This window comes from Candidatus Dadabacteria bacterium, assembly GCA_009840385.1.
In the GTDB taxonomy this organism is placed as follows: Bacteria; Desulfobacterota_D; UBA1144; order Nemesobacterales; family Nemesobacteraceae; genus Nemesobacter; species Nemesobacter australis.
In genome coordinates this window covers 19,872-44,550 of record VXNX01000003.1, presented here as the reverse complement: position 1 = coordinate 44,550, position 24,679 = coordinate 19,872, and the positions used below count along the sequence as shown (strand labels likewise).

26 protein-coding genes are annotated in these 24,679 nt (G+C 51.6%); 15 read left to right on the top strand and 11 right to left on the bottom strand.

The features are described 5' to 3' along the window. Positions 1 to 28: 28 nt before the first annotated feature. The 6 genes from F4X55_01045 to F4X55_01020 are packed head-to-tail and all read left to right on the top strand — an operon-like array spanning position 29 to position 4,118. On the top strand, positions 29 to 1,213 hold the full coding sequence (locus tag F4X55_01045; GenBank protein ID MYC39597.1) for an IS200/IS605 family element transposase accessory protein TnpB: 1,185 nt from the start codon (positions 29 to 31) through the stop codon (positions 1,211 to 1,213). 2 nt (positions 1,214 to 1,215) lie between these two features. Next, entirely contained in the window at positions 1,216 to 2,520 is a 1,305-nt protein-coding gene (hemL, locus tag F4X55_01040; GenBank protein MYC39596.1) for a glutamate-1-semialdehyde-2,1-aminomutase, read from the top strand. Further along, positions 2,430 to 2,750, top strand: a complete 321-nt coding sequence (locus tag F4X55_01035; GenBank protein MYC39595.1) for an AtpZ/AtpI family protein — start codon at positions 2,430 to 2,432, stop codon at positions 2,748 to 2,750. Before hemL ends, F4X55_01035 begins: the two co-directional genes overlap by 91 nt. Beyond that, positions 2,737 to 3,078, top strand: coding sequence for a hypothetical protein (locus F4X55_01030; GenBank protein ID MYC39594.1), 342 nt, complete (start codon positions 2,737 to 2,739; stop codon positions 3,076 to 3,078). The genes F4X55_01035 and F4X55_01030 overlap by 14 nt, the downstream gene beginning before the upstream one ends. A gap of 2 nt (positions 3,079 to 3,080) precedes the next feature. Then, the gene (gene atpB, locus F4X55_01025; GenBank protein ID MYC39593.1) at positions 3,081 to 3,770 is read left to right on the top strand and encodes a F0F1 ATP synthase subunit A; all 690 of its coding nucleotides are present in this window, start codon (positions 3,081 to 3,083) and stop codon (positions 3,768 to 3,770) included. A gap of 21 nt (positions 3,771 to 3,791) precedes the next feature. Then, a complete protein-coding gene (locus tag F4X55_01020) occupies positions 3,792 to 4,118 on the top strand; it encodes an ATP synthase F0 subunit C (GenBank protein MYC39592.1) in 327 nt (108 codons plus the stop codon). Positions 4,119 to 4,334: 216 nt separating this feature from the next. On the opposite strand, the gene F4X55_01015 is transcribed toward F4X55_01020, so the two are convergent. Then, positions 4,335 to 5,690, bottom strand: a complete 1,356-nt coding sequence (locus tag F4X55_01015) for a CCA tRNA nucleotidyltransferase (GenBank protein MYC39591.1) — start codon at positions 5,688 to 5,690, stop codon at positions 4,335 to 4,337. A 90-nt stretch (positions 5,691 to 5,780) separates the two neighbouring features. Between F4X55_01015 and F4X55_01010 the strand changes: the two genes are divergently transcribed. Then, complete coding sequence (locus tag F4X55_01010) at positions 5,781 to 6,776, top strand: long-chain fatty acid--CoA ligase (GenBank protein ID MYC39590.1); 996 nt, start codon at positions 5,781 to 5,783, stop codon at positions 6,774 to 6,776. 3 nt (positions 6,777 to 6,779) lie between these two features. Here F4X55_01010 and xseA read toward each other — a convergent pair whose 3' ends face one another. The 5 genes from xseA to F4X55_00985 all read right to left on the bottom strand — a co-directional run bounded on the left by xseA (position 6,780) and on the right by F4X55_00985 (position 11,056). Next, on the bottom strand, positions 6,780 to 7,931 hold the full coding sequence (gene xseA, locus F4X55_01005; protein MYC39589.1) for an exodeoxyribonuclease VII large subunit: 1,152 nt from the start codon (positions 7,929 to 7,931) through the stop codon (positions 6,780 to 6,782). Between the two features lie 107 nt (positions 7,932 to 8,038). Continuing rightward, positions 8,039 to 8,536, bottom strand: coding sequence for a pentapeptide repeat-containing protein (locus tag F4X55_01000; protein MYC39588.1), 498 nt, complete (start codon positions 8,534 to 8,536; stop codon positions 8,039 to 8,041). Continuing rightward, positions 8,529 to 8,741, bottom strand: a complete 213-nt coding sequence (locus tag F4X55_00995) for a hypothetical protein (protein ID MYC39587.1) — start codon at positions 8,739 to 8,741, stop codon at positions 8,529 to 8,531. The genes F4X55_01000 and F4X55_00995 overlap by 8 nt, the downstream gene beginning before the upstream one ends. A gap of 19 nt (positions 8,742 to 8,760) precedes the next feature. Further along, positions 8,761 to 10,254, bottom strand: a complete 1,494-nt coding sequence (locus tag F4X55_00990; GenBank protein ID MYC39586.1) for an FAD-dependent thymidylate synthase — start codon at positions 10,252 to 10,254, stop codon at positions 8,761 to 8,763. 37 nt (positions 10,255 to 10,291) lie between these two features. Continuing rightward, complete coding sequence (locus F4X55_00985) at positions 10,292 to 11,056, bottom strand: hypothetical protein (protein MYC39585.1); 765 nt, start codon at positions 11,054 to 11,056, stop codon at positions 10,292 to 10,294. 46 nt (positions 11,057 to 11,102) lie between these two features. Here F4X55_00985 and F4X55_00980 point away from each other — a divergent pair, with 46 nt between their 5' ends. Beyond that, complete coding sequence (locus F4X55_00980) at positions 11,103 to 11,588, top strand: DUF971 domain-containing protein (protein ID MYC39584.1); 486 nt, start codon at positions 11,103 to 11,105, stop codon at positions 11,586 to 11,588. A gap of 18 nt (positions 11,589 to 11,606) precedes the next feature. Here the strand turns inward: F4X55_00980 and F4X55_00975 are convergent, their stop codons facing one another. The 3 genes from F4X55_00975 to queC form a co-directional block, all read right to left on the bottom strand. Beyond that, positions 11,607 to 12,470 carry a methyltransferase domain-containing protein gene (locus F4X55_00975; GenBank protein MYC39583.1) on the bottom strand — a complete coding sequence of 288 codons (864 nt, stop codon included), beginning with the start codon at positions 12,468 to 12,470 and terminating at the stop codon, positions 11,607 to 11,609. 130 nt (positions 12,471 to 12,600) lie between these two features. After that, entirely contained in the window at positions 12,601 to 13,242 is a 642-nt protein-coding gene (locus F4X55_00970; GenBank protein MYC39582.1) for a radical SAM protein, read from the bottom strand. Positions 13,243 to 13,247: 5 nt separating this feature from the next. After that, complete coding sequence (gene queC, locus F4X55_00965; GenBank protein ID MYC39581.1) at positions 13,248 to 13,901, bottom strand: 7-cyano-7-deazaguanine synthase QueC; 654 nt, start codon at positions 13,899 to 13,901, stop codon at positions 13,248 to 13,250. A gap of 231 nt (positions 13,902 to 14,132) precedes the next feature. On the opposite strand from queC, the gene F4X55_00960 reads away from it, so the two are divergent. From F4X55_00960 to rimI, 4 genes are read left to right on the top strand one after another with little or no spacing between them, the layout of a single operon-like run. Further along, positions 14,133 to 16,052 carry a hypothetical protein gene (locus tag F4X55_00960; protein MYC39580.1) on the top strand — a complete coding sequence of 640 codons (1,920 nt, stop codon included), beginning with the start codon at positions 14,133 to 14,135 and terminating at the stop codon, positions 16,050 to 16,052. Continuing rightward, positions 16,049 to 18,187 carry a methylmalonyl-CoA mutase gene (gene scpA / locus F4X55_00955; GenBank protein MYC39579.1) on the top strand — a complete coding sequence of 713 codons (2,139 nt, stop codon included), beginning with the start codon at positions 16,049 to 16,051 and terminating at the stop codon, positions 18,185 to 18,187. The genes F4X55_00960 and scpA overlap by 4 nt, the downstream gene beginning before the upstream one ends. Beyond that, positions 18,184 to 19,209 carry a methylmalonyl Co-A mutase-associated GTPase MeaB gene (gene meaB, locus F4X55_00950; protein MYC39578.1) on the top strand — a complete coding sequence of 342 codons (1,026 nt, stop codon included), beginning with the start codon at positions 18,184 to 18,186 and terminating at the stop codon, positions 19,207 to 19,209. Before scpA ends, meaB begins: the two co-directional genes overlap by 4 nt. Further along, complete coding sequence (gene rimI / locus F4X55_00945) at positions 19,206 to 19,679, top strand: ribosomal-protein-alanine N-acetyltransferase (protein ID MYC39577.1); 474 nt, start codon at positions 19,206 to 19,208, stop codon at positions 19,677 to 19,679. The genes meaB and rimI overlap by 4 nt, the downstream gene beginning before the upstream one ends. On the opposite strand, the gene F4X55_00940 is transcribed toward rimI, so the two are convergent. Continuing rightward, positions 19,655 to 20,638: a polyprenyl synthetase family protein gene (locus tag F4X55_00940; GenBank protein ID MYC39576.1), complete on the bottom strand. Its 984-nt coding sequence runs from the start codon at positions 20,636 to 20,638 to the stop codon at positions 19,655 to 19,657. The two genes, rimI and F4X55_00940, sit on opposite strands and share 25 nt — an antisense overlap. Positions 20,639 to 20,768: 130 nt before the next feature. Here F4X55_00940 and F4X55_00935 point away from each other — a divergent pair, with 130 nt between their 5' ends. The 3 genes from F4X55_00935 (at position 20,769) to F4X55_00925 (ending at position 23,556) form a co-directional block, all read left to right on the top strand. After that, positions 20,769 to 21,305, top strand: a complete 537-nt coding sequence (locus F4X55_00935) for a CvpA family protein (GenBank protein ID MYC39575.1) — start codon at positions 20,769 to 20,771, stop codon at positions 21,303 to 21,305. A gap of 181 nt (positions 21,306 to 21,486) precedes the next feature. Then, positions 21,487 to 22,506, top strand: a complete 1,020-nt coding sequence (locus F4X55_00930; GenBank protein MYC39574.1) for a class 1 fructose-bisphosphatase — start codon at positions 21,487 to 21,489, stop codon at positions 22,504 to 22,506. A 3-nt stretch (positions 22,507 to 22,509) separates the two neighbouring features. Further along, positions 22,510 to 23,556, top strand: a complete 1,047-nt coding sequence (locus F4X55_00925; protein MYC39573.1) for an LLM class flavin-dependent oxidoreductase — start codon at positions 22,510 to 22,512, stop codon at positions 23,554 to 23,556. Positions 23,557 to 23,567: 11 nt separating this feature from the next. Here the strand turns inward: F4X55_00925 and F4X55_00920 are convergent, their stop codons facing one another. After that, complete coding sequence (locus F4X55_00920; protein MYC39572.1) at positions 23,568 to 24,641, bottom strand: class I fructose-bisphosphate aldolase; 1,074 nt, start codon at positions 24,639 to 24,641, stop codon at positions 23,568 to 23,570. Between the last annotated feature and the right edge of the window lie 38 nt (positions 24,642 to 24,679).

Below are 24,679 nucleotides of genomic sequence, written 5' to 3'. Positions count from 1 at the left end.
TAACTAGACAGTTAGGTATAACACAATCATGATAAGGACTTACAAATGCCGGGCCAAGCTATCTAGGTCGGGGCACGAAACGCTTTCCCGAGTATTTCAGATGTGTGCCGACCTTTACAACGCCTGCCTTGAGGAGCGGATTGACTGCTACAAGAAGACGGGCAAAGGTCGCTCATATTACGACCAGTGCAGGGCATTGACCGAGGTAAGGGCAGATGATCCTGAGTACGAGAGCATAAGCGTTCAAGTGTTCCGAGGTGTTGTGGGCAGGATAGACAAGGCATTTCAGTCGTTTTTCCGCAGGGTAAAAGCCAAGGAGAAGGCAGGATTTCCCCGCTGGCAGAGCAAGTACCGTTGGCATACTATAGAGATAAATGACCAGTGCTGGCGGATGCTAAAGAGTGAGGGCGACAAAACAGTCCTCAAGATAAAAGGACTTCCCCGTATCGTGGTGAAGCCGTCCCGGGAACTTCCTCCGAACGGTCTTCTCAAGGCAGTACGGATTACAAGGAAGCCTTTGAGAACTGAAGTGGCGTTGTCTTATAAACTGCCGGATGTTGAAACCGTGAAAGGGACAACCCGCCCCGTGGGTATAGACGTAGGCATATCGAAACGTCTTGCTCTGAGCGATGGAGAGAAGGTGGCCAAGCGGGAGATAGACAGAAAGAAACTGGTACGTCTGCAACGCTCCATGTCCCGCAAGGTGAAAGGATCGAACAACAGACGTAAAGCCGCATCCCTGCTCGCCAAAGAATGGCAAAGGGTAACGGACAAGGAAAGAAACTACCTTCACCGATTGACTGCTGAGTTGGTGAAAATGTACGACTTTATAGCAGTGGAGAAGTTAGAGACAAAAAACATGCTTCGCAACAAGCAGTTGGCAAAGAATATATCTGAGCAGGCTTGGGGCAGGTTCATTACGCTTCTTAACGAGAAGGCCGAAAGTGCTGGCGTTAAGATGGTACGTGTGAATCCCAAGAATACTTCGCAGAAATGCTCAAGCTGCGGAGCAACGGTGAAAAAGAACCTGTCTGTGCGGACGCATAAATGCTCATGCGGACTTGAGATAGACAGGGACTTAAACGCTGCGATAAATATCCTTCATCGAGGTATCTCGATTGCGGGCGGGAATCTTAGCCGCATGGTCGGAAGGATGGAAACTAAGCAAGGCAGTGGTCTTGTTCGACCAAGAACAGTAGAGGTAACTGTCTAGTTATGACTATAATTCCCAACACCCGCAATTCAGAAAAGCTTTTCCGCAGGGCGAGAAACGTTCTCGTGGGCGGGGTGAACAGCCCAGTGAGATCCTTCGCGGCCGTCGGAGGTTCGCCACTTTTTGTATCGAGGGCCGAAGGTCCTTACGTGTATGACGCCGACGGCAACAGGTTCATCGACTACGTGGCCTCCTGGGGTCCTCTGATACTTGGTCACTCGCACCCTTCGGTCGTAAGCGCCGTGGAGAAAAGGCTTCCGCTTGGAACAAGTTACGGCGCCCCCTGCGAACTGGAAACGGACCTTGCCGCGCTGATAGCCAGAAGCTTCCCGTCGATTGAAAAAATCCGCATGACCAACTCCGGAACCGAGGCTACGATGAGTGCCATAAGGCTCGCAAGAGCAGCCACCGGAAGGGAGTACATAGTGAAGTTCGAGGGATGTTACCACGGGCACTCGGATTTTCTGCTCGTTAAATCCGGCTCGGGAGCCACTACTTTCGGAAATCCGAGCAGCGCCGGGGTTCCCAAATCGTTTGTGAACAGAACCCTGCTCGCGCGGTATAACGACATAGATTCCGTCGCGAAGCTTTTCGCGAAGTACCCGAAGAAAATAGCCGGGGTAATAATCGAACCCGTGGCGGGGAACATGGGAGTAGTAACCCCAGGGAAAAATTTCCTCAGGCGGCTGCGCTCGGCATGCAAAAGGCACGGAGCCCTTCTCATCTTTGACGAGGTCATAACGGGGTTTCGCCTCGCCAGGGGAGGCGCGCAGTCACTGTTCGGCGTAACCCCGGACATAACATGTCTCGGGAAAATAATAGGAGGAGGTCTTCCCGTGGGAGCATACGGGGCAAGCGGGAAAATAATGGGGATGGTTTCCCCCGAAGGCCCCATGTACCAGGCGGGAACCCTCTCGGGAAATCCGCTTGCCATGGCGGCTGGACTTGCTACCGTAAAAGAGCTTAACGCAAGAACCTACAGGCGCCTTGAGAGCCTGACCGACTCTCTTGTATCGGGAATAAGGGAGACAGTAGCGGAAATCGGTATTGCCGCCACCGTAAACTCGGTAGGTTCCATGTTCACCGTTTTTTTCACCGGAGAGAGAGTCACGGACTACTCCAGGGCCCTTGGATGCGATACCGAAAAGTACGCAAGATTCTTCAGAAACCTCCTTCGAAACGGGGTCATGTTTCCGCCGTCCCAGTTTGAAAGCGTATTCGTTTCAACCGCGCATACGAAAAAGCAGATAGATCAGACGCTTCAGGCCATACACACATCGCTTCTGGAGATTTCCCAGGGAGAGTAGAGATTAGAAATCCTAACTGGCTTTTTTTCACTGTAGTCGGCATTGAATTCGGCTTTTCTGTCATAGCAGGGCTCTTCCTCGGCGACTATATTGACGGAAAACTTGACACCGCCTTCCCTTTCTTTACCCTGCTAGGTCTTGTATGCGGAGTGGTAGCAGGACTAACCCTGCTTTTGCGGACCCTTAAACTCAGGCAGAAAAGGGAAAACGGAAACGATGAAAAATCTTAGTCTCGGCGTTGAGAAGGTGTCCCTGGCAGTAACGGCTCTTCTTTTCGCCGTGAATATCGCCATCGGGGAAAAAGAGATCGCAGTGGCCATAGCCGTTGCGGGAGTGCTTTTTCTGCTCGATTACGTGGCCATAAAATTTATCGTAAAGGCGCTTGCGGAGAAGAGATATTCGCTTGCGTTTTCCATGTTCATACTGGTCATGAAAATGCTCGCGCTGCTTGCGATAATAGCGGTTCTGCTCATATTTGCAAAACTAAATATATATGGTTTAATGATAGGCTTAACTTCCGTGGTGATAGTAATAATAGGTAAAGGTTTGAAGGGCTAAACATGGAACATTTCAGCTGGTTTTCCCTAGCCGGTCTCATACAATACGACCATATTCTGGGCGGAGTACTCGTAATTCTGTTCATACTTTTTGTCGGCCTGAGGACAACTAAGCATTATTCGAAAGAAGAGTCCGTAATCCCCGAAGAGAAGCCGTCGATGAACATTTTCTTCGAACTCGTGGGACTTGAGTTTCTCTTCAACACGATTGAAAACGTGTTTGGTTCCCGAGAGAAAGCGAAGAAATACTTCCCGCTTCTGGCCGGGTCGTTTTTCTTCATACTGTTCGCGAACCTTCTGGGAATGGTCCCGGGCTTTTTGCCGCCGACCGGAAATCTTAACACCACGGTCGCGTGCTCCCTTCTCATATTCGTCATGTACAACTACTACGGAATAAGAGAGCACGGATTCGGTTACATCAAACATTTTCTGGGCCCGGTAATTTTCCTCGCACCGCTCATGCTGATCATCGAGGTGATAAGCCATCTCGTAAGACCCCTGTCACTCTCCCTCAGGCTTTTCATGAACATAACGGGCGACCACATGGTGCTTGGGGTGTTTACCAACCTCACGCATATACTGATTCCAATGGCTTTCGTGGGACTCGGTATTTTCGTATCTTTTCTGCAGGCTTTTATATTCACTATACTTTCGACCATATATATCGCGCTTGCCGAAGCGCATGAACATTGACACAAATCTAGGAGGTTAGAAATGAAAAGGTTGTTTTCTTTTATAGGTCTGGCGGCGCTTGTTTCGCTGGGCGCTTTCGTTCCTGACGCATTTGCTGCGACCGAGGGGGGCCTAGGCGATCTGGCAAAAATGGGACTTGGCATCGGTGCCGGCGTGGGAATAGGCATAGCCGCGGGCGTTGCTGGAGTAGGACAGGGACTCGCCACGGCTTCAGCTGTTGACGGCATAGCCAGAAATCCCGGAGCTTCGGCGAAGATTCAGACGCCAATGATTATCGGTCTCGCCCTGATCGAGTCTCTGGTAATCTACGCCCTGCTGATAGCGTTTCTGCTTCAGGGAAAAATCTGACTCGTATACAATAAAACAAGGACGGGGAATGCAGCATAAGAGCCATTCCCCGTCTTTTTTTGCTACCTCTTTTTTCCTACAAGATCTTGTACGGAAAAATTCCTCAATGGTGGATTCCCGCCTTTTTACCAGCTATTCACCCGACGTATCACGGAAATGTCCGTGTACCCACGGAACAGCTCCGGTTAATTGCAGGTGAAACCCGGACAAAAACCGCTAACTGCGGCTGGCGGGGTAATTCTTCAGGACAAACTCTACGGCTTCTTCTTTGGAGGACAGCCTGTTCTCAAGCTGCAGTTCTTCAACCTGCCCAAGTATTTCTGAAAAAACGGGTCCCGGAGAATAGCCGAGATCTATAAGATCCTGCCCGGCGAGAAGCGGTGTGGGCTTTATCTCCTCACGCCCATACTCTTTCATCTTTTCCCGTATGAAATCGTAGGCGTCTGTTTTCCCGTGACTTGCCATGCAGTCGGCAAGATGCATCTCCATATGCTCCTCAAAATACGGAAGGGAAAGAAATTTCTTGAGGGTGCTTTCTCTCATGTTGAAAACATCCTTGAACTTGAGGTGCTCCAGGATAAGTTCCGAAATTCTCCTTATCTGCTTTTTGGAAAATCTCAGCCTCCTGCAGATATCTTCCGACATCTTGGCTCCCACCCTGTCGTGTCCGTTGAACCTTATCCTGTCGGATTCGCTGTAAGTGGGCGGCTTGCCGACGTCATGGAGAAGCGCGGCAACCGCAAGCTCCTCCGAGTAGCTGCCGTCCGTGTTGGCATAGAGCTTGTCCATTACCAGACAGGTGTGGTCAAACACGTCGCCTTCGGGGTGAAACTGAGGGGGTTGCTGCACCCCATGCATGCATTCGACTTCCGGGAGAAAATGCTCGAGAAGACCGCAGGAGCTAAGAAGTCTGAGTCCGTCCCCCGGGTTCTGGCGGGTGAGTATCTTGACAAGTTCCTCGCGTATTCTCTCCCCGCTCACAACGGATATTCCGGAAGCCCCGTCACGGATGGCCGAAAGTGCCGCCCCGTCAAGCTCGAAACCGAGACATGAGGTGAAGCGCACCGCCCTCATCATTCTCAGCCTGTCTTCGCCGAATCTCTTCTCGGGATCTCCTATGGTCCTGACCAGCCTGCGCTCAAGGTCTTCGAGACCTTCCACGTAATCGTAAAGCTCTCCTGAGAGCGGATCGTAGAGCATTCCGTTTATAGTAAAATCCCTTCTCCGAACATCCTCCTCGGGACTTTTCGTGTAATCGACGGATTCAGGATGTCTTCCGTCACCGTACCTTGATTCCCGCCTGAAAGTGGCGACTTCGAATTTCAGGTCTCCTCTTATTACGAGCACCACGCCGAAGCTTTCCCCCACGGCCACGGTTTTCGCAAACGCCTGCTGCACCTCCTGTGGGGTCGCGCTTGTGGCTATATCGATCTCCTCGCACGCAACGCCGAGCAGGGCGTCGCGCACGCAGCCTCCCACGAAAAAGGCTTCGTGTCCCTTTTCCCCGAGGGTCTTTACTATCTCAAGCGCCCCCGCAAAATTTTTCTTCTCAAAATCAAGTTCCCTTTTCATAAATTCGTCACTCTGGCGCGCAAACCGGTTAAATTATAGTTTTTAATTTTACCCGAATCACAATCCGCAAAGGCGGTCCGAAGAAGAAAGATGGAAGAAAGGAATTTTCACAATTTCCTTGCGCAAAGAACGAAGGAAAACGGCTCAAGGCTGCTGTTTCAGAAAAAAGACGGGTGGAGCTGGAAACAGATCACCTGGCCCGATCTTGTGACCGAGGTTGAAAGCATAGCCTGTTTTCTTCTGAATTCGGGGTTCTCCACCGGAAGCAGGGTTATTGTTCTCTCGCCTAACACCCTGGCGTGCCTTTTTTTCGAACTTGCCGTATTCACGCTCGGGGGGATATCCCTGCCTGCAAGGAGCATCAAGGAAGCAAGGGATATCCTCGAGGTCTCGGCTGGAGACTGCTTTTTTCTCTCCGCAAGCATAGATGACGCGCGGGAGCTGGTCGGGGACCCCATGCTCGGAGAAAAAGTGGAAAAAGCCTTTCTCAGCGTAAACCAGAGGGTTCCAGTGGAGGAAGAAATAGTCAGCTACGCAAATGTCGTGAAATTCGGCTTTCTCGCCAGGAAAAAGCTCAAGGACGAGATAAGCGCGCTTGGAAGTTCGGTAAAGGAAGACTCAGAGGCCGTAATATTCAATGCAGGAGGCGCCCCCGATGAGAGCAGGGTCTTTTCCCATGGGGACATACTCGACCTCCTGCGTCTATCAGAACAGGATCTGGGAACGGTCTCCATTGAGGATCAGACGTTTTCCTACCTTCCCCGCGGCGGTTCTTTTTCGAAATTCGCCAACCTCCTCAACCTGCAGACCGCAGCCAGGGGAGCCATCGCGGATGCCCCGGAGGATTTTTTCGCGGATGCCCCGGAGATAATGCCTGTAATGCTTTTTCTTTCGGGCACCGAGATTGAAAATGTCGTTAACAGGCTTTGCGACGAAAACGGTTCGGCGAAAAATCTAAGAAGCGATCTCGGCGGAAGAATAAGGCTGATACTTACGGACTTATCCCCGCCCGAGAGAACACAGGACCGCCTGTACGCACAGAACATATCCGTCGTCGAACTCAAGAGTCTTTCCGTCGTTCCCTGAAAATCAGGCCTGCGGTTCGTCCTCTGTCCCCTCAACACTGCAAAACGCCCTGCCTCTGCTTAGCCTTAAGATGAGTTTTTCCTCCTGCTCAAGCGTTCGGGAATCCTCTACTATCTCGCCGTTTTTCTCTCTTGAAACAATGGCGTATCCCCTCCGCAGAACACCGAAAGGATTGAGGGAATCCAGTTTTCCGGAATAGTTCTCGATGCGGCGCTCGAGGTTCTCAATTCGCGAGGTCATGTGATGTCTGAAGCTGTTTGCGTATCCGTCAAGCTGCATGGAGAACATATCGACGCGGTTTGTGAGGGAGCGATCGAGGCGGCGGCGAAACTGCACAAGATCTTCGAGAATCTCTCTTTTCTCCCTTACGGCAAGCTCGGCTGCCATCGAAGGCGTAGCCGCCCTCACGTCGGATACGAGATCGGCTATGGTCACATCCACTTCGTGACCCACCGCAGAGATCACCGGGAAAGGAGAAGCGGCAATTTTTCTGGCGACTCCCTCGTCGTTAAAAGCCTTTAGATCTTCTTTTGACCCCCCTCCCCTGGTTACGATCACAAGGTCCAGACCCTCCATGGCGTAGAGCCTCTCAAGGGCCCTGACTATCTCAGCCGGTGCACCGTCTCCCTGAACGCTTGCGGGGGAAATAATCACCTCAACGTTGGGAGACCTTCTGTATACGACCTTTATTACGTCTCTTACGGCGGCTCCCGAGGGGGAGGTAACCACTCCTATTTTACGGGAGAGAAACGGGAGGGGGCGTTTTTTCGAGATGTCGAAAAGCCCTTCTTCTGAAAGCTTCTGCTTCAGTTTCTCAAGCGCCAGCGCGTCGGCACCGATACCTCTGGGCTCCATGGCGCTTACGTAAAGCTGGTAAACGCCGCTTTTCTCGTAAACCCCAACCCGCGCGGCGCATATGACATCCATCCCGTTCTCCGGCGTGAACTTTATCTGCTGGTTGTCTCTTCTGAAGCAGGCAGCGGAGATCTGGCTCTGCTCATCCTTAAGGGAAAAGTACCAGTGGCCGCTTGCGTAATGCCCCTTGAAACCGGAAATCTCTCCGGCAACCCATATCGTCTCCCCTCCGAACTCAAGCTCAATCGCCTCTTTTATCGAGGAATTGAGTTCCGATACGCTATAGATTTTCCTGTCCATTGTTAAACGTAAATTAATCGGTCGGATGGGCGTTGGCAAGGCGCCGAGACCACTTGGGTATCAAAGGATGCGAAAAAGTTTCAAAAAAACCTTCCTGTCTGAAAAGCTCACTCAAACAGATGCGGGGACTTGTCTTTTACCTTCTCAAGGATTGCGTCTGAAACCTTGAGATTCTGAAGGTCCTTGAGAGCGAAGAGCTGCGGAGCCCGCAGTTTTTTCGCACCCGTAAGGTCTGCATCCCTCAGAATCGCCCCGTCAAAATTCGCAAGCTTGAGGTTTGCGCCCGCGAAATCGGCGCCCGTGAGATCGGCCCCGAGCATGTGGGCTCCCTCAAGGTTGGCACCCCTGAATACAGCACCGCGAAGATCGCATCCCTCGAAGTTTACTCCACGCATGCTCGCCCCTGAGAAATCCGCACCCACCAGACTGCACCCCTTGCAGAAAGCAAGCTTGAGAACCGCCCCGGCAAATACCGCGCCGTCAAGATCAAGCCCGTTAATATTCGCCCAGCCGAGATCCGGCAGAACATCCGGCTCTTCCTCCCGCCACCGGTTCCATGCGGCCGCACCATCTTTTAGTTTCGAGACATGATCGGGATCAGCCATAATACCCCGCCCCCGGCGAAAATCCGAAAACCTTAAAAGCGGACAAAAGGATGTAAGCCGCGATCGCTATAAGTATTACGCTTCTAAGAAGTCCCCTGACGCCGCCTTTCATCTTTCCTCTAATCTTCTCCCCGCAGGAAAGGCAGATATCCGTTTTCGCGGTGGTCTCGTAACCGCATTCCTCGCATCTTGTTACAGGACTCATCGACATCGGATTTTTTCCCTCACTCGACTCTCTGCAGAGCGGATTGGACGAAGACCGGATGAACTTCCTCAATGCTCCGGGCAAGCTGCTCAACTACATTCCTTATATCCCATTGTGCCCCCTCGGACATTCGCAGGTTCGTCAGGTGGTAGAGCTCCCAGAGATCGAAACTGCCCGAAACCCTCCTGTTATGGGCGTTTGTGACAACATAGCTTGCGATATCGTCAAAACCGGCGTCGATGAGCTTTTCGTAGAAATTCTCGCTTCGCGCTACGGCCCCGAGCAGAAGTTCCTCGGTTCCTGATTCCGTAACGTGCGGGGGAATCGTAACGCCCTCATCGACAGAAGGCTCCTTTATGGTCCAGTTGACTTTCCTGTGCCTGAGCAGCTGATGCCACGCAGCCTCGCTCAGGACAAACTCCGCGTTGTAATTGACCGATTTGAATATCCCGGCCGGATTATCGTGTTTCCCGAGAGCCTCGACCGCGATTGAGAAAATTTTCTCGAGCTCGGAGGTGTTTTCAGAAAGATGCCTTTCTATCTCGCTGCCTGAAAGTCCCGAGAACTCGAAAAGAAGCCCTCTTGCGATCTCCCTCAAAGCCTCGGCCTGGGGATTTTCCCCTCCCTTCCCCGTATAGTCGAAAAGGGTGACCGATGACCCGTTTTGGGGTCTGTTTTTTTCCGCGTCGCCAAGGCCGCGCGAGAACTCCGCAAGCGCATCGCGAGTTTTCACTATGTAAGGGTTTTCGTTGGCGTATTTCACGAGCGTCGGAACGGAGAACCTGACCTCGCTTTTTATCTCCTCGGCCCTCCGCCTCGCCTCGAGGTAGCGGCTTGAGAGAAGCGCAGAGAGGGTCTGTTCTATGGCTCTCGCGTTTGCCGTCATGCCGAGATTCGTAAGGGTGGAGAGATTAAGTGCGTACCTTGCATCTTCAAACGCTATTTTCTCAAGCGCTCTGAAGTGAGGTCTTTCCTCCTTGCCTTCGGGAACGGGGAATTTTCTTTTCAGAAAATCGAAAAGCTCATCGTTAAGCCTTGAATAAACTTCATATTGAAAATCGCAGAGATCCTCGAACTCCTTTTTAAGGGCCGGATGCGAGTCAAGTTCTTCGGGAATGTAATTGTCGCCTTTGCGCGGTCTCTGGTATCTCTGCGAATATTCCGTGAACGAAAGAAATTCGTTCGCGCACTCAAGCAGGGAGGAAAAAAGCCTTGAAACCCTTTCAACGCCTATGTGCACGGTAGCGTGCTCCGCAACAGAGGCATGGCCGTAGTTAAGAACCCACTTCTCATGGAACTTCTCCGCCCTGTCCCTCCCCATTTCCTGCTCCCGTATCACGGTATCTATGTTTTCCCTGAAACTTTTGGGGCTTCTGCTCACATAGGCGAAGATGACGGCGACGACCTCTTCAGGAATATTGCTTATGGTATAGATGTCGCTGTCGAGATTCGAAACGTAACGTTCCATCTCCTGGGCAACGCTTTTGTCATCCATTTTTATTTCGACAGACAAGCCTGCTCTCCGGTTCCCCTCACACGACCCTCCGGGCTCACGAAACCGTGTGCATTTCTTTGAGTTTACCGACTATGTACGGCATGACCATGCTGGGGCTTCCGGATATGACGGCGCTTACATAGTCATCAGCCGGGGTTTTTCTCTCGCCGATGATAACGACCCTGTTTCCCTTGTTCATAACCTGGAAGGGAAAGGACGCCACGGGTTCGATTTCAAGATTCGCCCCGACTATCATCAAAAGGTCGCAGTGCTGAAGCCTCATCCACGATTCTCTTATCTCCCAGTGAGGAAGCGGCTGACCCGGAAAAGACATCGGAGGCTTCATCTGGTCGCTTTGACATTCCTTGCATTTCGGGATACCGGTTTTGCTGTCCTCAAGGGAAAGCAGAATCCCGTCGGTGCGGTAATCGTTTCCGCATTCGTGGCAGTGGACCCAGTTTATCGTCGAGTATATCTCTATTATCTTTTCGCTGCCGGTTTTACTGTGCAGGCCGTCGGCCGCCTGGGTCAAAACGCAGTCGACGTTACAGAGAAACTCCATCTCGTAAATCGCTTCGTGGGCTGGGGAAGGCCGCGCCTCCGAGATTCTGGGATAAAAGTCCTTTATTTTTTCCCAGTATTCCCTTCTGACCTCCGGGCGATTCTTGAATTTTCCTATGTCGGGATTAAAGCTAAGATCCGAAACATCCGGCAGCCCGACCTCAAGGGAAAGCTCAACTCCTGTAAGAAAAACTATCTGGGAAGCCTCCTGGGCCCACTTGACTGTCGCGGAGAGCGCGTCCTGTTCCTGCTCGCTCATTTCAAGATTTGATTATAACCGCTTGCGCCAACTGTCCGCAAATTGACTGCGGCCCGTCGACAGCAGACGAATTCAGACCGCTAAAAACGCCGAATCTGTCCCTGCCCAAAACCGATGCACCTGCGATGGCCGCCAATTGAAACCATGCCAATATCGGCGAATTGGAACCGTGCTTAGATTGCAGCCAAACGGACGGGTAGAATATCGTATCGTGGGCGTAAAACCTAAGGAAATAAACGAATTCACAGAAAAAGCTCTCCAGATCGTCTGGGATGACGGGGAAGAAAGCATACTGTTCTACGACGAGCTCAGGGAGATCTGCCCATGCGCCACCTGCAGGAGGCTCAGAAAGAAAAGCAGAACCGGAAAACTTCCGTTTAAGAAACGGATTCCCCTTGGAAAAAGCGACATGACACCGGAGAGAATAGAGTACGTGGGGAATTACGCCATAAGGTTTATAGGCAAGAACTGGTGCGAAACCGGGTTCTACACATTCGATTTTCTCAGGAAAAACTGCGTGCCGGGCGAATAGCGTTCCCGCGGCGTAAGATCACGCCTGCGCGCTTATGGAAAGCCAGTTCCTGGTAACGAAGTGGTCGCCGTCCTCATTCACTTCCCCGTGCAGAAGAATGGCGGGCTCAACCGCGTTTTTCATCGCGTCGGAAGCAGCCTCATCCGGATATCCGTGAAGGGCGCCGGAAGCATACTGCTGGAAGGAGCTTATATGTTCCCACGCTTCTTTCGTAAGGTCAGCGGCGAATTCCCGGGCATCGACAAGATCAAATCCCACCTGGCTTACGAGTTCCTCGTAGTAAGAACGCGGGTGAAACTTCGCGGCCTCGGCTTTTCTTTCAATCTTTACTCTCTTCACTCCCTGCTTTTTTAAGAACTGAACGGCGTTTTTCACCTGGGTTCTGTAAAAAGGTATGGTCTCCGCGGGTCTCGCCTCTTCGTAGAAAGCAGTATTGAAAAAGAACCAGCCTCCAGGTTTAAGCGCTTTTTTGATCGCCCTGAGGCTCTTCAGCTGCTCCTCTTCGTCAAGGTAGTGGATGCCGTTACCCCATATCGCCACGTCAAGACTCTTGGGGGGCAGATCAAGTTCCTGTATGGACGAATTGATAAGGGTCAGCTTGTCAATCTCTTTTTCAAGTCTGCGCTTGGCAAGCTTGAGAGCGCCGGACGACTGGTCAAGGCAGAAGACCGCGGATTCCTTGAAGTTTGCGGGAAGCATATCGAAAAAAAGCTGCGCCATGGTGCCCGCGCCCGTAGCGATATCAAGGAACCTGTCTAGACTCTCGACCCCTCTGTCAGCCATTATCTGGATCCAGCTCCTGGTCATATCGCCGTTTACCTTTCTGTACTCTTCGGTATCGGCAAAAGGCTCGTAATTGTAATCTTCTATATGCTCTTCCATCGTGGCTCTCTCCTCGACTCTTAACCCATCCCCACAACCTACCTTTTATACCCTGAATTCTAACACAATAGCAACAAAAAGCTTGAAAAAATAAAAAAAGGCGACGAGGTTAAAAAGCCATCCAAGAAGGCTAAACGCCTCTTTTTTCTCCCCAGAATATTTTGTGAAGCTGCGGAAGCACCCTTACGTCTTCCATGCGGTCGCGAAGAACCCTCTCCGCTATCCAGTCCGCTTTTGTGCCGTAGACAGGCTGGAATATAATCGAAGCCCTGATACGACGCTTCGCTATAACGCCCATCGCGTACTCGTAGTCCGCGTCGTCGGCTATTACGAACTTAAGCTGGTCCTTTTCCCCCAAGGCGTCGTAAAGTGAAAAATCCATCTTGGAGTCCATGCCGGAACCGGGACATTTGCAGTCCATGCTCACAACAGAATTCGGATGAGAGAAAATCCCGGGGGGCTTCTTGTGTCCGCTTGTTTCAAGCACTACGACAAAATCCCTTTCAAGCAGAAATTCCGTCACCTCCTCCACGGCGTCACGCTGTATAAGCGGTTCCCCGCCGGTTATGCAGACACGGGAGCAGCCGTACCCCAGGATCCTGCTCAGCACCTCTGCGGTTTCAATCTCCCGGAAATCGGTTCCTTCCACGGCGTACATTGTATCGCACCAGCTGCATCTGAGATCACAGGCGAAAAGCCTGAGAAAAACCGTCGGCAGCCCGATATGAACTCCCTCCCCCTGTATTGAAAAGAAAATCTCGCTTACCTTCATCACAATTACGCTTCGTATTCGGTCGGATCGCCCACTTCCGCTTCGATAAAAGCTCTTTTTCTCTCCCTGCAGGAACTGCAGGTGCCGCAGTGCACCCGGGAGCCCACATAACACGACCACGTGTCCTTAAAAGGAACTCCAAGGCGCGAGCCGAGCTTAACTATCCCTGATTTGTCCATGTCCACAAACGGGGCAACTATGGTAAGCCGCTCGTTATCCGTTGCAAGCCTTTCTGCTTCCTCGAAAGCCGAAACAAACTCCGCGCGGCAGTCGGGATACACCCCCCTGTCGGAATGATGCGCGCCGTAGAACACAACGTCACAGCCGATGCTCTGGGAATAGGCGACCGCCAGAGAAAGAAAAATGGCGTTTCGGTTCGGAACGACTGTGGTGGAAAGAGTTTCGTAATTGCTTGTGGATGCGGAGACCCTCGGAATCTCGACCTCACGGTCGGTAAGCGCAGAGGCACCGAAAAGAACGCTTACCGAAGAAAGATCAACTACATTGGGTCGAAGTCCCAGATGGCGGCATATATTCTCCGAGGAAAGGACTTCCTTTTCATGCTTTTGCCCGTAGATAAACGTAAGAGGCGAAACATCGTAACCTTCCCGCACCGCCTTGTAGCAGAGAGTGGAACTGTCTATGCCTCCTGAAACCATTACAACCGCTTTTCCAGACACCTGTTTAATATTAAAGCTGAAAAAAGCAAATAACAATTAGAGGAACCCGGCCGGCACCGCGGCTACGCGCGGGTGAATCGAAATTCAAACGGTTTCAGTATGTTGGCATAAGCAAATTAGAGAGTACAATTTACGGAGGAAAAATCGGGGAGGCATCTGCCCGACACCTCGCGGCCGTCAGCGTGGCGGGAAAGAGGCGCGGAGAAACTTATGGGCAAAGCGAAAGAAAAACGTGAACAAACCCTTCTTTTCGGCGATTTTCCAAGCGTATCGAAAGAAAGCTGGAAAAAACAAGTTGAGAAAAGGTTCGCAAAGCTGGGATCCTACGAAGATTTCATATGGCACACAGAAGACGGCATAGCGGTCGAGCCTTTCTACACCGAAGAGGAAACCGAGGGTTTTTCCTTCCGGGAGAATCAGCTTCCGGGAGAATTTCCGTTTGTCCGGGGAACCAGAAGAAAAGATAACACCTGGTTTCTGAGCGAAGACGTAAAACTTGCCGACCCAAAAGACGCCGTGCGCGACGCGCTTGCCGCCATAAAAGGCGGAGCGGATTCGCTTACCTTCATCCTGGAAACGAAAATAAAACGCGGGGCAATCGAGACCCTTATAAAAGACATAGATCCCCTGCGCACCAGAATCAATTTCGCACTGAGAGAAGACCCGGAAAAAATCTGCGCGCTTTTCATCTCCGCATGCAGGAAAAAGGGAATCGACACCCAGGAGCTTAGCGGGGCGGTTTTTTTTGACCCTCTCTCCGAACTGCTCGCACGCGGGCACCTCGTGACGCCGCTTGAGAAGCATGTGGAGAAAATCGCGAAAACCATCGAATATCTCTCCGATGCCGTACCCGGTTATGCGGCGTTTTCGGTGAAAAGCTCAACGTATAAAGACTCGGGGGCAACGATAACCCAGGAGCTTGCTTTCACGATTGCCGCCGCGGTCGAGTACCTGGTCATGCTCCGCCAAAGGGGCGTCGACGCAGATTCCGCCTGCCGCCACCTCGTTTTTTCCTTCTCCACCGGTTCAAGCTACTTCGCGGAAATCGCCAAGCTTCGCGCCGCAAGGGCGCTCTGGGCAAACGTCGCGGAAAAATTCACCCCCGCATCCGCCGAGTCCGCAAAAATGAGGATCCACTGCCGCACCACGACCTTTAACAAAACCATCTATGACTCTCACGTAAACATACCGCGGGCCACACTTGAAGCCATGGCGTCGGTAATCGGGGGAGCGGATTCCCTAACAGTGGAACCCTTTGACGCCCGCCACAGGGAACCCGATGAATTCTCGAGGCGAGTGGCGAGAAACATTCAGCTTCTGATTAAGAATGAGTCCCGTCTCGACGCGGTCACTGATCCCGGAGGCGGCTCCTATCACATAGAGGAGCTGACGCAGTCCATCTCACGGAAATCCCTCGAGTTGTTCCAGGAAATAGAGAGAGAAGGCGGCTATCTTGAATGCCTCAGGAGCGGGTTCATACAGAACGCGGTCAAAGAAAGCAGAGAAAAAACCCTCCTCGACATTTCCCGGAGGAAAAAAACGCTTGTCGGAACAAACGAGTTTCCCAATCCTCTGGAGAGGATGATAGAGCATGTCCGGAAAACCGCGCCCGCGGAAAAAGAGACAGACGGCTCAGCCCGGACGGTAGAACCCATCGCGGAATCAAGAGCAGCCCAAGGGTTTGAGAGAATAAGGCTTTTAAGCGAAGAACTCGCTGAAGGAACGGGCGGGGCGCCGAAAGTTTTCCTGCTTCATCTGAGCGGCTCTCCGCAGACAATCGCAAGATCGGTTTTTTCGATGAACTTTTTCGGATGCGGCGGGTTCACGGTAATTGACGGGGCCGAAAGTCCGGGAATTGGCAAGGGAGTCACGGCAGCTCTTCGTGAGAGCCCTCTCGCGGTGGTGCTCTGCGGTTCCGACAAGGATTACGAACAGTCCGCGGAGGAAGCGATAAAAAGACTCAAGAACAAAAAAGCGGGAATAAAAACCGTTGTTCCAGGCGGCCCACAAAACGTAACCGAGAAGCTCGCACATGCGGGAGCGGATGACTTCATCAACTCGGATTCGGATGTTCTTGAGGTGCTTGAAAAATATCAGCAGATACTTCTGTTGGGTGAGATCGAACAATGAGACCTGATTTTTCGAAAATAGAACTCTGCGTGGGCTCAGGCCGGAGTGACAGCTCCCAGGAGAGCGGAGATATAATACGTGAATCACCGGAGAAAATAGACATAAAGACGCTTTATGTACGCGACGACCTAAGCGACACGGAACATCTGGGATTCGTCTCGGGAGTTCCTCCCTACCTTCGCGGTCCCTATCCGACCATGTACATCTCAAGGCCTTGGACTATCAGGCAGTACGCCGGCTTTTCCACTGCGGAGGAATCAAACGCGTTTTACAGGAGGAACCTTGCCGCGGGACAGAAAGGGCTTTCCATAGCCTTTGATCTTCCTACCCACCGGGGGTACGACTCGGATCATCCCAGGGTCTCGGGAGACGTCGGAAAGGCAGGCGTGGCGATAGACTCGATACTCGACATGGAAATTCTTCTTGACCGAATACCTCTTGATCAAATTTCGGTTTCCATGACCATGAACGGCGCGGTTCTGCCGATTATGGCTTTCTACATCGTCGTAGCGGAGCGCCAGGGAGTGGGACCGGAAAAACTGAACGGCACGATCCAAAACGACATACTAAAGGAGTTCATGGTAAGGAACACCTATATTTATCCGCCCGAATTCTCGATGAAGATAGTCTCGGACATCTTCGAATACACGTCAAAGAACATGCCGAAGTTCAACTCAATAAGCGTAAGCGGCTATCACATGGAAGAAGCGGGCGCCACGTCAGACATAGAGCTCGCCTACACCTTGGCGGACGGACTTGAATACTTAAGAGCGGGAGTTGATGCGGGACTCGATATTGACGACTTCGCTCCCAGAATCTCCTTTTTCTGGGGAATAGGCATGGACCATTTCATGGAAATCGCGAAAATGAGGGCCGCCAGGATGCTCTGGGCCAAGATCGTCAATCAGTTTAACCCCAAGAGTCCGCAATCGCTTATGCTCAGAACCCACTGCCAGACCTCGGGATGGAGTCTTACGGAACAGGATCCGTTTAACAACGTGACGAGAACCTGCGTTGAAGCCCTGAGTGCGGTGCTCGGCGGCACTCAGTCGCTCCATACAAACGCCCTTGACGAAGCCATCGCCCTTCCCACCGACTTTTCCGCCAGGATAGCGAGAAACACCCAGCTTTATCTTCAGAAAGAAACCGATATATGCAGGTTGATCGATCCCTGGGCGGGATCCTACTACGTCGAGTACCTTACCCACGAACTGGCGAGAAAGGCCTGGGAACTCATAATGGAAATAGAAGAGCTCGGCGGAATGTCCAAAGCCATAGAAACCGGCATACCGAAAATGAGGATCGAGGAAGCGGCGGCCCGGAAGCAGGCGAGGATAGATTCGGGAAAAGACGTTATAGTAGGAGTCAACAGATACAACCCGGACGTACAGGAAGAATTCGATATACTGGAAGTAGATAACCGCAGGGTGAGGCAGAATCAGATTAAAAGACTGGAGAAGCTGAGGGAAAATAGAGACTCTAAGGCGGTGGAGCGCGTGCTCAGGAAGATCACTGAATGCGCCAGAACGGGAGAAGGGAACCTTCTTTCCCTGGCGGTTGAAGCCGCGAGGGAGAATGCCACGCTCGGAGAGATATCGGACGCGTGTGAAGAGGTATGGGGAAGATACCAGCCCGGATGGCGCACGATCTCGGGAGTATATTCCTCGGAAATCTCGAAGGATGCCGGATTCGCCAAGGCGAGAGAGCTTGCCGACCGCTTCGCCTCGCTGGAAGGAAGAAGACCCAGAATACTGGTTGCCAAGATGGGGCAGGACGGCCATGACCGCGGGGCGAAGATAATAGCTACGGGTTTTGCCGATCTCGGTTTCGACGTGGACATAGGCCCACTTTTTCAGACCCCCGAAGAAGCCGCAAGGCAGGCGGTCGAAAACGACGTCCATATAATCGGAATATCAAGCCTGGCCGCCGGTCACAAAACGCTCATCCCAGAGCTGATAGAAAAACTCAGCCAGATGGGGGCGGATGATATAATGGTAGTGGCGGGAGGGGTTATCCCAAAACGCGATTACGATTATCTCAGGGATGCCGGCGTCTCTCAGGTATTCGGTCCGGGAACCGTGCTGTCCGTAGCGGCTGAAGCCATACTCCTGCCACTTGTGGAAACCCGAACATGAAGCCGCGCAGAAAAACGCAAGCTGAAGCCTACCGCAAGGGTATAAGCAAGGGAGAAATACCAGTTCTGAGCAGAGCGATAACTCTAGCGGAAAGCACCCTGCCCGAACACAAGAAGCTTGCGCAGGAAGTAATCACTTGGTGTCTGCCGCGATCCGGAAAATCCATAAGGGTGGGGATCACGGGCATACCAGGAGTCGGAAAAAGCAGCTTCATAGAATCCCTGGGCCTCTACCTCGCTCGCGAGTGCGGAAAGAAGATAGCGGTGCTCGCAATTGATCCCACGAGCAGCGAAACGGGAGGAAGCGTTCTCGGCGACAAACTCAGAATGCAGGAGCTCTCCCGGCACGAAAACGTTTACATAAGGCCTTCTCCTTCGGCCGGTTCTCTCGGAGGAGTTTCGAAAAAGACAAGCGACGCGGTGATTCTCTGCGAGGCTGCGGGGTTTGACACGATTATCATAGAAACGGTGGGAGTCGGACAGTCAGAGATCACATGTCATTCCATGGTCGATTTCTTCATGCTGCTGATGATTACCGGAGCGGGAGACGATATTCAGGGGATAAAAAAGGGAATAATTGAACGCGCCGATGCCGTATTGATAACAAAAGCGGACGGGCGGAACAAGAAAAAGGCGGAGCTTATGAAACAGGAAATGGAAGAAGCGCTCAGATTTCATAAGCCACCCGAATCCGGGTGGGTTCCCAAATCTTACGCCTGCTCCTCAGTTACGGGCTACGGGATAAAAGAAATCTGGCAATGCGTCGAGGAATATGAAAAGCTCTGCAGAGAGAGCGGATATTTTATGGAGAAAAGAAAAAAGCAGGCGAAATACCGCCTTCACGAGGCGCTCGCCCAGAATCTTGAGGACAGCTTTTACGAAAACGCCCTGATCAAGAAAACGCTCGGCGAAGTGGAGAGGGAAGTGATGGAAGGAAAAACGGATCCTTACACGGGAGCCGCAAATCTACTTGACCTTTACTTTGAAAAGCTCGGATTGCCCCCCTCGCCTGAAGAAAAATGATTATAAAATCCATCTCACCGAAATACATAAACGAGATCGTGAAAATCGAAAACGAGTCCTTCATTTCCCCGTGGCCGAAACAGATACTCGCAGATTACATCAAAAAACCCGGATTTTTCTGCAATATCGCCATAAACGGAACCGACGAAGACGTTGCGGGCTACTCAATATCCACTCTTATCTACGACGAAATCCACGTATTCAAGATCGCCGTGTCACCTTGCCACAGAAGAAAGGGAGTAGCGAGGGAACTGCTTTCCGACACGTTTAATTTTTACGAGAAAATGGGAGCCCTCTCAGTTATTCTCGAGGTAAGAACGACAAATACCCCGGCAATCGCTCTTTACGAAAAACTCGGGTTTGAAATCGTAAGAACGCGCAAGAACTACTACGGCAGGGGCAGGGGGGACGCTTATGTCATGGGCCTTGCTCTTGACCATTACTATCAGAAATCTCTCTCAGCCACGTAATCGGCGAGGTGGTCCAGGGACTCTTTATAATTGCTCTGCGCTATCCCGTCCAGAGATCTTTTCGCATCGACGACAAACTCCTTTGCGCGCTGCCTGGTCAGATCAACCCCGCGGTAATGGCTTACGACCTCCATTATTTCCTCTATCTCGGAACTATTGAGATCGTCTTCCTTGTCGAGCGTTTCGATTACTCTGCGTTTTACGTCTTCCGGGGCGTTTTCAATCGAGTAGTAAAGCGGAAGGGTCATTTTGCGTTCAGCAAGATCCTGGCCGGTCTTTTTTCCGAACTTGTTTTCTTCCGAACAGTAATCAAGCGCATCGTCTATAAGCTGAAACGCTATTCCTATATTGTGGCCGTAATGTGAAAGGGCCCTGATCGCTCCGTTCGAGGTGTTTGCCAGAAGCGCTCCGGTCTCTGTAGAGCACTCAATGAGCGCCGCCGTTTTGTGATCAATCACGGAGAAGCAGAAATCCTCGGAAATTTCAATCATCTTTCTTTCGCTCATGATCTCGAGCACGTGGCCCTCGGCAAGACGCGACGAGGCCCTCGAAACCACCCTCAGAAGTTCAAGACTGCCGCAACTGTATATCAGCTCAAGGCCCCGCGCCAGCATAAAATCCCCCACCAGCACGGTGGGTTTGTTCCCCCAGACCATATTTGAAGAGGCGTTTCCCCTTCTGAATTCCGCCTGGTCTACCACGTCGTCGTGAAAAAGTGTGCCGGCGTGGAAAAGTTCAATGCCCGCGGCGGCCGCAATCCTGTTCTCTCCCTCAGTAAGCCCGCAGGCCGCGCTTGAGAGCAGAACAAGGGAAGGCCTGATTCTCTTTCCCCCTCCGCCAAGCAGGTACTTAGCTATCTCGTAAACCAGCGGAACGTCGGATTTTATGAATTCATCGATTTTCCTCTCCGTCTCCGCGAGGCTTGGGTGAATTATCTCAATTATGTCCGAGAACTCCATCGGACGCTTAGACTATATAAACGAACCCCACAAGTCAAAGATTGGACACCGCCTTGAACCTAATGTAAGTTTCTTTTCTCAAATGAAATTTTTCGTAAGATAGCCCGCAAAACCGTAACGGTAAACTGATTTGAACCTTTTCGATATCTTACTCCTATGCATAATTCTGATCTGTTTCGCAACGGGACTCAGATCAGGACTTATAAGGCAGGTTTTCTCCCTCGCAGCCATAATAGGGGGAATAGCGCTGGGCTTTTTTTTCCATGAGTCGCTGGGGAATCTCCTGCTCGAGAAAAACATTATCGCCGAGCCGGAAATCTCAAATATTCTGGGATTCCTGATCGCAGCCTGCTCCGCATACATACTCATACATTATCTCTCGCGTTTCCTGACGGACGTGATGGAAAAAATCAATATGGGGTGGATTGATCACCTTCTCGGCGGAGCGATGGGATTTATCATCGGTCTGCTGCTCTGCTACCTCGTGGTAGTGGGGGTAAAACAATTTGTGGGGGAAGATTCTCCTTTCGTTAAAAATTCCGTTCTGGCGCCCAAAGTCGTAACCGGATACCACATTCTCAGGGAACAGGCACCGGATAACCTCGACAAAAGCCTAGAAAAATTCCGGGAACTGCGGGAAGGAAAAGAGGAACCGGACTTTGAGTGAGCGAATATGAACCAAGGGATCTTAACAATTGTCCTATCCGCAAGTCCACGTCGCTTCTCGAGCTGAAACGCTTTTTCTCCAATCATTATTAATCGATCTCCCCTTAATTAACTCCGCCGATTCAGTTAAACTCTTATGGAAAAGCGTTTTGTCGTGACCTTTCTCTAGAACAACTCGCAACATGGTTTCAATAACTACTCTCGACGAATTTATCATAAGAAATCAGTATGAATTTCCCTACTCCACGGGGGAACTTTCAAGGCTGCTTCGGGATATAGGGTTCGCGGCAAAAATAGTTCACAGGGAAGTAAACAAAGCCGGTTTGGTCGCGGACATACTGGGCAAAACAGGCCAGATAAACATTCAGGGGGAAGAGGTAAGAAAGCTTGATTCCTACGCAAACGAAAAATTTCTGACCGCGCTTGAACATGGCGGAGAATGCGCGGGAGTAGCGTCTGAGGAAAACGAGGATTTCATAGCCTTCTCCGATGAGAACTCGAAGAACTCAAAATACGTCATAGCGATAGACCCTCTTGACGGCTCTTCCAACATAGACGTGAACGTGTCGGTGGGAACCATATTCTCCGTATACAGAAGAACGTCAAAAATGTTCTCCCCGTGCCTAAAGGAGGACTTTCTTCAGCCGGGCAAGGCCCAGACGGCCGCCGGGTACATAATATACGGTTCTTCGACCATGCTGGTATACACCACCGGGCATGGAGTAAACGGATTTACCCTAGACCCGTCGATAGGAGAGTTCTGCCTTTCCCATCCGAATATAAAGATCCCGAGCCACGGCAGCATATTCTCGGTCAACTACTATAACTATCCGAAATTCCCGGACAAGGTAAAAAAGTATCTCGATCACTGCAGGGATGGAGAAAACAATTCAAGCCTTTCGCTTCGATATGTCGGGTCCATGGTCGCCGACATCCACAGAAACCTGCTCAAAGGGGGAATATTCCTCTACCCGCAGACCTCGGATTCTCCGAACGGAAAACTAAGGCTTCTCTACGAGTGCAATCCAATGGCTTTCATAGTGGAGCAGGCCGGAGGGGCTGCATCGAGCGGAGCGGAGAGAACCCTCGATATTCAGCCGACGGAACTTCACCAGAGAACCCCGATATATATCGGTTCATACAACATGGTAAGCAAGTTCCTGAATTTCTTGAAAGACACCAAAGAACCCGAGGAGGAGTAAAGAATGAGTGAGAGAATCAGCTTCGGGCTTACCGCCCCCCTTCCGGGCAAACCCGTTACCGAACTCGTGGATTTCGCCGTCCGCTGCGAGGCGGCCGGTTTCGATGCCGCATGGTTTCCCGACCACATACTGTTTATGGCGAAAAAACTGACTCCGGAAGTGTGGTCCATAATCACGGCTGCGGCGGTAAAAACGGACAGAATCCGACTTGGAGCCATCGGGGACCCCCACAGGTCCCATCCCGCCATGTTCGCCCACAGGCTCGCGACCATAGATAACCTCTCGGGAGGAAGGGCGTTCAGCTGTCTTGGGTACGGGGAAAAGATGAATCTTGACTACTACGGCATAAACTGGAACAGGCCCCTTGCGCGCCTGCGGGAATCCGTACCCATCATGAGACGGCTTTGGGCGGGCGAGACGGTGACCTTTGAGGGAGAGTTCTACTCTCTTAGCGAAGCCGAAGTAAGAATAAGTCCCGTTAACGGAGAAGAAGTTCCGGTATACATAGCGGCGACCGGCCCGAAAGCCCTCGGGGTCGCCGGCGCGCTGGGGAACGGCTGGGTAACGAACGCGATGCCCACATGGGTTTTCTCAAGCAAGCTCAGCGAAGTGGAAAAAGCCATGAGCGAGAATCCAACCGCCTCGGAGAACTTTGAGAAGTGCATATACATTTTCGTATCCATCGCCAAGGACAAGGACACTGCCTACGAAACTCTTGACAGAATAAAACACGCGATAATCTGGCCCGACGTCATAGAGGAAGCCGGGTACGATCTCGAAATAGATCCCAAGTACAAAGGGCTCTCCTACACAAGCATAATGCCCAACGACCAGGACATGCTGACCAGATTCAGGCAGATGGGAGAGACGTACTATACACGGGAGATACTGTCTGATTTCGTGATTTACGGAACGGCCGGTGACGCGATAAAAAGGTTCGAAGAATATATAGAAGCCGGGGTTACCCACTTCATAATCAGGGATTTCAGCCCCGATCTTGAGTACTCCTTTGACACGCTCGCAGGAGAAGTGATAAGCCACTTCAAGTAAGCGCCCGACACTCAGGCAATCGTGATCTCCCGCTCCAAGTAGACGTTCTGAATGCTTTTCAGAAGCGCGATGCCTTCGCGCATGGGTTTCTGGAAAGACTTTCTTCCGCTTATAAGTCCCATTCCCCCGGCCCTTTTGTTTATAATGGCGGTTCTCACCGCATCCCCAAGATCGTCTGAGCCTGAGGCACCTCCCGAATTTATAAGCCCCACTCTCCCCATGTAGCAGTTTGCGAGCTGATAGCGGGTAAGGTCTATGGGGTGGTCGGAAGTCAGCTTTGAGTAAACGCGCTCGTGGGTCTTTCCAAAGGAAAGAGCCGTGAAGCCGCCGTTGTTTTCCGGGAGCTTCTGCTTGACTATATCGGCTCCCACGCTCACCGAAAGGTGGTTTGCCTGCCCCGTGAGGTCAGCCGAAACGTGGTAATCCGCCTCGTCCTGCTTAAAAACCGGGTTTCTCAGATAGGCCCAGAGTATCGTTGCGAGACCCAGAGAATGAGCGTGGCTGAAAACTTCGGATATTTCCTGAATCTGGCGGGAGCTTTCCTCGGAACCGAAATATATCGTCGCTCCGACCGCCACGGCCCCCAACTGAAAAGCCTGATCCACGTTTCCGAAAATAATCTGGTCGTAAGTGTTGGGATAGCTCAGCAGCTCATTGTGGTTGATTTTCGCTATGAAGGGAATTTTGTGCGCGTATTTTCTTGAAACCGAACCCAGCACTCCCACGGTCGAGGCCACGGCATTGCAACCTCCCTCCATGGCAAGCTTCACTATGTTCTCAGGATCGAAATAAAGCGGATTAACCGCAAAAGACGCTCCAGCCGAGTGCTCAATCCCCTGGTCCACCGGAAGGATGGATACGTATCCCGTCCCTCCGAGACATCCGTGATTAAGGATGGTCTGCAGGTTTCTTATCACTGCGGGCGAGCGGTCGTTCTGGACGAATACCTCGTCTACGTAACCTGGTCCCGGAAGATAGAGGTTTTTCTTGCTTATAGTAGTGCACTTGTGGCCGAGCAGGTATTCCGAATCCTCTCCCAGCAACGCCTCTATCTTATTGATCCCCTTAAGTTCTTTTATGGCCATGAGTTCTCCCCTGAAAAATTTCAGATTCTACTGAAATA

Coding starts and splice junctions, on each gene's coding strand:
- hemL (MYC39596.1), top strand. CDS start 1,216: ATGACTATAATTCCCAACACCCGCAATTCAGAAAAGCTTTTCCGCAGG.
- F4X55_01015 (MYC39591.1), bottom strand. CDS start 5,690: ATGAAAAGGGAACTTGATTTTGAGAAGAAAAATTTTGCGGGGGCGCTT.
- F4X55_00920 (MYC39572.1), bottom strand. CDS start 24,641: ATGGCCATAAAAGAACTTAAGGGGATCAATAAGATAGAGGCGTTGCTG.
- F4X55_00970 (MYC39582.1), bottom strand. CDS start 13,242: ATGAAGGTAAGCGAGATTTTCTTTTCAATACAGGGGGAGGGAGTTCAT.
- F4X55_00985 (MYC39585.1), bottom strand. CDS start 11,056: ATGAGCGAGCAGGAACAGGACGCGCTCTCCGCGACAGTCAAGTGGGCC.
- scpA (MYC39579.1), top strand. CDS start 16,049: ATGAGACCTGATTTTTCGAAAATAGAACTCTGCGTGGGCTCAGGCCGG.
- F4X55_00930 (MYC39574.1), top strand. CDS start 21,487: ATGGTTTCAATAACTACTCTCGACGAATTTATCATAAGAAATCAGTAT.
- xseA (MYC39589.1), bottom strand. CDS start 7,931: ATGGACAGGAAAATCTATAGCGTATCGGAACTCAATTCCTCGATAAAA.
- F4X55_01000 (MYC39588.1), bottom strand. CDS start 8,536: ATGGCTGATCCCGATCATGTCTCGAAACTAAAAGATGGTGCGGCCGCA.
- F4X55_00925 (MYC39573.1), top strand. CDS start 22,510: ATGAGTGAGAGAATCAGCTTCGGGCTTACCGCCCCCCTTCCGGGCAAA.
- rimI (MYC39577.1), top strand. CDS start 19,206: ATGATTATAAAATCCATCTCACCGAAATACATAAACGAGATCGTGAAA.
- atpB (MYC39593.1), top strand. CDS start 3,081: ATGGAACATTTCAGCTGGTTTTCCCTAGCCGGTCTCATACAATACGAC.
- F4X55_01045 (MYC39597.1), top strand. CDS start 29: ATGATAAGGACTTACAAATGCCGGGCCAAGCTATCTAGGTCGGGGCAC.
- F4X55_00940 (MYC39576.1), bottom strand. CDS start 20,638: ATGGAGTTCTCGGACATAATTGAGATAATTCACCCAAGCCTCGCGGAG.
- F4X55_00975 (MYC39583.1), bottom strand. CDS start 12,470: ATGGAAGAGCATATAGAAGATTACAATTACGAGCCTTTTGCCGATACC.
- F4X55_01020 (MYC39592.1), top strand. CDS start 3,792: ATGAAAAGGTTGTTTTCTTTTATAGGTCTGGCGGCGCTTGTTTCGCTG.
- F4X55_01010 (MYC39590.1), top strand. CDS start 5,781: ATGGAAGAAAGGAATTTTCACAATTTCCTTGCGCAAAGAACGAAGGAA.
- F4X55_00960 (MYC39580.1), top strand. CDS start 14,133: ATGGGCAAAGCGAAAGAAAAACGTGAACAAACCCTTCTTTTCGGCGAT.
- meaB (MYC39578.1), top strand. CDS start 18,184: ATGAAGCCGCGCAGAAAAACGCAAGCTGAAGCCTACCGCAAGGGTATA.
- F4X55_01030 (MYC39594.1), top strand. CDS start 2,737: ATGAAAAATCTTAGTCTCGGCGTTGAGAAGGTGTCCCTGGCAGTAACG.
- F4X55_00995 (MYC39587.1), bottom strand. CDS start 8,741: ATGAGTCCTGTAACAAGATGCGAGGAATGCGGTTACGAGACCACCGCG.
- queC (MYC39581.1), bottom strand. CDS start 13,901: ATGGTTTCAGGAGGCATAGACAGTTCCACTCTCTGCTACAAGGCGGTG.